The organism is Staphylococcus sp. GDX8P80P, assembly GCF_017893095.1.
Classification (GTDB): Bacteria; Bacillota; Bacilli; order Staphylococcales; family Staphylococcaceae; genus Staphylococcus; species Staphylococcus borealis.
This window is the reverse complement of the sequence record NZ_JAESMI010000170.1, coordinates 1-4,485: the sequence shown is the minus strand read 5'-3', so window position 1 is coordinate 4,485 and position 4,485 is coordinate 1. Positions and strand designations below refer to the sequence as shown.

Below are 4,485 nucleotides of genomic sequence, written 5' to 3'. Positions count from 1 at the left end.
CCGCATTTCTCTTAGAACCCATAAAATAAATTTACTCTAACATTATTTTATGTGGTGCTTATTTTTACTCTTTTAAACTATACTATCTATATTGCAAGTCGCTTCACAAAGTTTAAATTTCTTCAATATGTTGCGCGTTTGATAAAAATTCGATAGTACTTTTACTTTCTTCCCTTCTATCTTTACGACGTTGAACACGTTTAGGTGCACTTTCGTAAAACCATTTTTCAATTTTTGTTTCTGGATAAACATCTGGTACTTTGACTGGTTTCCCATTATCATCTAATGCAACGAAAGTAAGGAAACTTAAGGCTGCTAAATGCTTTTCTTTATTTAAAACATCTTCAATGATAATTTGTACACAAACTTCCATTGAACTCGTACCTGCATAACTGACCATTGCTTCATAAGAAGTTATATCTCCTGTTTTGATTGGTCTTAAGAAATCAACCGAATCTGTTGAAGCTGTTACTACTTGTGCATTAGCATGTTTCATCGCTGTAATAGCTGCTATTTCATCTATATTAGCCATCAATGATCCACCAAACATTGTGTGATGATGATTGGTGTCTTGAGGAAATACTTGCTTAGCTTTAAAACTTTTCGATTCAGACATTGATTTTCGATTATCTTGAGAATTTGACATGCGTTATACCTCTTTTATATTAATTTCTATTTTTATTGTGCCCAATTACCATTTTTAAACACTAATTCTTTAGAGCCATCCTGTTTAATTCCATAAATCGTTAAATCAGCACTACCTATCATGAAATCAACGTGCACATTTGAGTCATTTAAGCCACTGGCAACTTTTTCTTCAGTCGTCATTTCTGTACCACCCTCAACATTAAAACCATATGCCGAACCAATAGCTAAATGGCACGATGCATTCTCATCAAAAAGTGTATTGTAAAAAATAGTATTACGATTTGAAATTGGAGAATTGTCAGGTACTAAGGCAACTTCACCTAATCGTTTAGCCCCTTCATCTGTGTTAATCAGATCTCTAAGTACCTCTTCGCCTTTTTCCGCTTTGAAATCTACAATTTGTCCATCTTTAAACGTTAATGTAAAGCCATCAATAATTGTTCCATTATAACTTAGTGGTAATTTATTCGTCACGTATCCATTGACATTATTACGATCAGGAGCTGTAAAGACTTCTTCAGTTGGTATATTCGCTATAAATGCTTGTTGATTTCCATTTACATAGCTTGTAGCATCTTCCCATATATGCCCTTTAGGAAGACCAACGACTAAGTCTGTTCCTTCTGATTGATAGTGTAAGGCTTTATAATTTTTGTCTTGCATTTGTTTAGCATGTACACTTAAGTTTTCGATATGGTGCTTCCAATTTTCAATAGGATCATTTCCATCAATTCTTACGATATCAAATACTTCATCAATAAATTTCTCCAGTGCAGCTGTTTCGTCTAATTCTGGATAAACACGTTTCGCCCAATCTTTAGAAGGAAAGGCTGCAACTACCCATGGAAATTGATTCTTTTGACTTCCTTCCATATAACCTTTGAATGCATGACTATAACTCATTTGATATGCTTTCAGTTTTTCTGCATCTATACCGTTTAATAAGTTAGGATCTCCACTTAATAAGGCTAAATTAGCTGCACCACGATTAGCATAATCCATTCGTTCATCTACTTCATATGATTTTACAGCTTGATGTTCAAAATAATCGACCGATTCATATTCGAACTTAAGTCTATTTAATCTAGAATCAGCATATACAACTTTAACGTCTGAAGCCCCTGCTTTATAAGATTCTTCAACAATTAATCGCGTCAACTCGATAGCATCCACTGAAGATCTAATAAACACAGGTTGTTTAGGTTGTACGTTCATGCCAATTTTTACTAATAATTCTGCATATTGTTGTAATTTCTCGTTATAACTTAATGAAGTCATATGCGCATCCTCCTTAATCTTGACGTAAGTTGCCTAATTCGTCAGCAATCGCTGTCACTTCACTTGGTGAAAAAGAATCTTTAGACATTACAAAATTGTATATTTCCTCTACATCTTGATGATTGGCTTCTTCAAATTTATTGGGATTTAATAATCCTTGATTAACGATATTTAACTTTTTTCTAATCTCTGCAATCATTTCTTTATTATTATTTTGAGTCACGTTATCACCTCTTTAATACAATATTTTATCAAAGTATGACGATTTAACAAACTTTTATCGAATAAAGTAATATTATGTCTTTATAAAATTTTAAAATAACTATAAAATGGTTTATATATAACAGATTAGGGGGAATAGAGTATGGTAGATATAGCATTTGTATGTCTTGGAAACATATGTCGCTCTCCTATGGCTGAAGCAATCATGCGTCAACGCTTGAAAGATAGACATGTTTCAGGTGTTAATGTTTATTCAAGAGGCACTGGCAAATGGAACCTTGGAGAACCTCCTCATGAAGGTACTCAAGATATTCTTAATCGCCATAATATACCTTTTGATGGTATGATTAGTGAGTTGTTTGAACCGAGTGATGATTTTGATTATATTATTGCCATGGATCAAAGTAATGTTGATAATATCAAAAACATCAATCCTAACCTAAAAGGAAAATTGTTCAAATTACTTGAATTTAGTAATATGGAAGAGAGTGATGTACCAGATCCTTACTACACAAATAATTTTGAAGGTGTATATGAAATGGTACAATCATCTTGTGATAATCTAATTGATTTCATCGTTAAAGATGCAAATTTGAAAGAGGGGTAAATGAAATGGAAAACAAATTAATTCCTGGTATTTTAATAGGTGCACTTGTTGGTGGCGCTGCTACGTTAGCAGACAAATCAACACGTAATGCATTAGTTCAATCTGTAAAAGATATTAAAGAAGGTAATCGTTCACGTAAACCTTCTAAATTTAATTCTATTAAAGACGAAGTTTTATATTGGAAAGATACAATTGAAGAAATTCGTCGTAATAATCCAGAATTAGAAAAATCAATTAAAGATGCGAAAGATACTTTCGTTAACCGTAAGAATAACCGCATTGGTCAATAATTGGTTGCTTACTATTGCTACATCGTCTAACATGTTAGCGATCATAGCAATAACTAAAAGTGAATCATATCAATTTTGATTTTCACTCATAGTAAAGCGGGACAATGAAATCTTCTAATATAACAGGTTTCTGTCCCGCTTCTTTTACTTTTTATTTATGTATGTGGTTAAAGCAAAGGAGATTGTTATGTCAAAAGAAAATAAATCGAACTCAAAATATCTTAACTCTATTAAAGAAGAACAAGAGAAGAATCAAGATAAAATAAATGTTGATCGTACATATGTCGAACCACAAGAATTTCAATCTAAAGAACCCAAAAAAGATAATCAAGTCTTTTTTGTATCACGATTAAATAAACCAGCTAAATATACAAAAAAATCTAATTTTCTCTCATATTTAATCTATCGTATAGGAAAAGATGATGCATCAGGTTTGGCTGCACAAATGACTTATCATTTTGTATTAGCTATGTTCCCTATGCTGATCTTTTTATTAACTTTATTACCACTATTCAACTTAGATCAAAGCCAAATTACTGGTTTACTAAGTAACGCACCCGCTGACACGTCTAGTCTAATTCAAGGTGTCATTAGCGATGTCACTAAAAATTCAAGTGGCAGTTTACTATCTATCGGGTTAATCTTAGCAATTTGGTCAGCTTCTAATGGTATGACAGCAATCATGAACTCATTTAATGTTGCTTATGATGTAGAAGATAATAGAAACGGTATTCTATTAAAGTTATTAAGTGTTGTATTTACAATTGTGTTAGGTGTAGTATTTTTAGTAGCTATGGCACTACCAACTATGGGTTCAGTCATCGCTCATTTCTTATTTGGTCCCCTAGGATTAGATGATCAAATCAAATGGGTTTTCAGTTTAATTAGAGTTGTACTTCCATTAATCATTATTTTGATTCTTTTTACAATTCTATACTCAGTAGCACCAAATGTTAAAACGAAATTAAAATCTGTATTACCAGGGGCGATATTCACATCGGTTATCTGGTTAATTGGATCTTTCGCATTCGGTTTCTATATTTCTAATTTTGGAAACTATTCTAAAACATACGGCAGTATCGCAGGGATTATCATCCTTTTAATTTGGTTATATTTAACAAGTTTCATCATCATCATAGGTGCCGAAATTAATGCGATTATTCATCAAAGACACGTGATTAAAGGCCAAACGCCTGAAGAAGCAGCATTAGACCATGATGATAATAACCAAAACCACTACAACGAAGATACAACTTATGAATATAAACAAACAGCAATTGGTAAAGATGAAAACTACAAAGTTGATAAAGATCCAGAAGATAAAAATGAAGAAGACGTTTCATTAACTGAGAAAATCAAAGATAAATTCACTAACAACGACGATGATACTAAGAAGTAATATTTATTAAATAAAAGAGCCTGGGACATCATTCCTAGAGA

6 protein-coding genes are annotated in these 4,485 nt (G+C 32.3%); 3 read left to right on the top strand and 3 right to left on the bottom strand.

Annotation, left to right across the window (positions count from 1 at the left end; translation table 11 throughout):
- Positions 1 to 112: 112 nt before the first annotated feature.
- Genes KA858_RS12000 through KA858_RS11990 form a run of 3 tightly spaced genes read right to left on the bottom strand, consistent with a single transcriptional unit; the run spans position 113 to position 2,149 of the window.
- On the bottom strand, positions 113 to 646 hold the full coding sequence (locus KA858_RS12000) for an acyl-CoA thioesterase (protein WP_053030364.1): 534 nt from the start codon (positions 644 to 646) through the stop codon (positions 113 to 115).
- A 32-nt stretch (positions 647 to 678) separates the two neighbouring features.
- Positions 679 to 1,926, bottom strand: a complete 1,248-nt coding sequence (locus tag KA858_RS11995) for an aminopeptidase (RefSeq protein WP_210135803.1) — start codon at positions 1,924 to 1,926, stop codon at positions 679 to 681.
- A 13-nt stretch (positions 1,927 to 1,939) separates the two neighbouring features.
- Positions 1,940 to 2,149 (bottom strand): DUF1128 domain-containing protein, encoded by a 210-nt coding sequence (locus KA858_RS11990; protein ID WP_210135802.1) that lies wholly within the window; start codon positions 2,147 to 2,149, stop codon positions 1,940 to 1,942.
- 141 nt (positions 2,150 to 2,290) lie between these two features.
- Here KA858_RS11990 and KA858_RS11985 point away from each other — a divergent pair, with 141 nt between their 5' ends.
- The 3 genes from KA858_RS11985 to KA858_RS11975 all read left to right on the top strand — a co-directional run bounded on the left by KA858_RS11985 (position 2,291) and on the right by KA858_RS11975 (position 4,444).
- Positions 2,291 to 2,755, top strand: a complete 465-nt coding sequence (locus tag KA858_RS11985) for a low molecular weight protein-tyrosine-phosphatase (protein ID WP_053030366.1) — start codon at positions 2,291 to 2,293, stop codon at positions 2,753 to 2,755.
- A 5-nt stretch (positions 2,756 to 2,760) separates the two neighbouring features.
- Positions 2,761 to 3,045 (top strand): YtxH domain-containing protein, encoded by a 285-nt coding sequence (locus KA858_RS11980; RefSeq protein WP_053030367.1) that lies wholly within the window; start codon positions 2,761 to 2,763, stop codon positions 3,043 to 3,045.
- Between the two features lie 187 nt (positions 3,046 to 3,232).
- Positions 3,233 to 4,444, top strand: coding sequence for a YihY/virulence factor BrkB family protein (locus KA858_RS11975; RefSeq protein ID WP_210135801.1), 1,212 nt, complete (start codon positions 3,233 to 3,235; stop codon positions 4,442 to 4,444).
- The last annotated feature ends 41 nt before the right edge of the window (positions 4,445 to 4,485 follow it).

Coding starts and splice junctions, on each gene's coding strand:
- KA858_RS11995 (WP_210135803.1), bottom strand. CDS start 1,926: ATGACTTCATTAAGTTATAACGAGAAATTACAACAATATGCAGAATTA.
- KA858_RS11975 (WP_210135801.1), top strand. CDS start 3,233: ATGTCAAAAGAAAATAAATCGAACTCAAAATATCTTAACTCTATTAAA.
- KA858_RS11980 (WP_053030367.1), top strand. CDS start 2,761: ATGGAAAACAAATTAATTCCTGGTATTTTAATAGGTGCACTTGTTGGT.
- KA858_RS12000 (WP_053030364.1), bottom strand. CDS start 646: ATGTCAAATTCTCAAGATAATCGAAAATCAATGTCTGAATCGAAAAGT.
- KA858_RS11985 (WP_053030366.1), top strand. CDS start 2,291: ATGGTAGATATAGCATTTGTATGTCTTGGAAACATATGTCGCTCTCCT.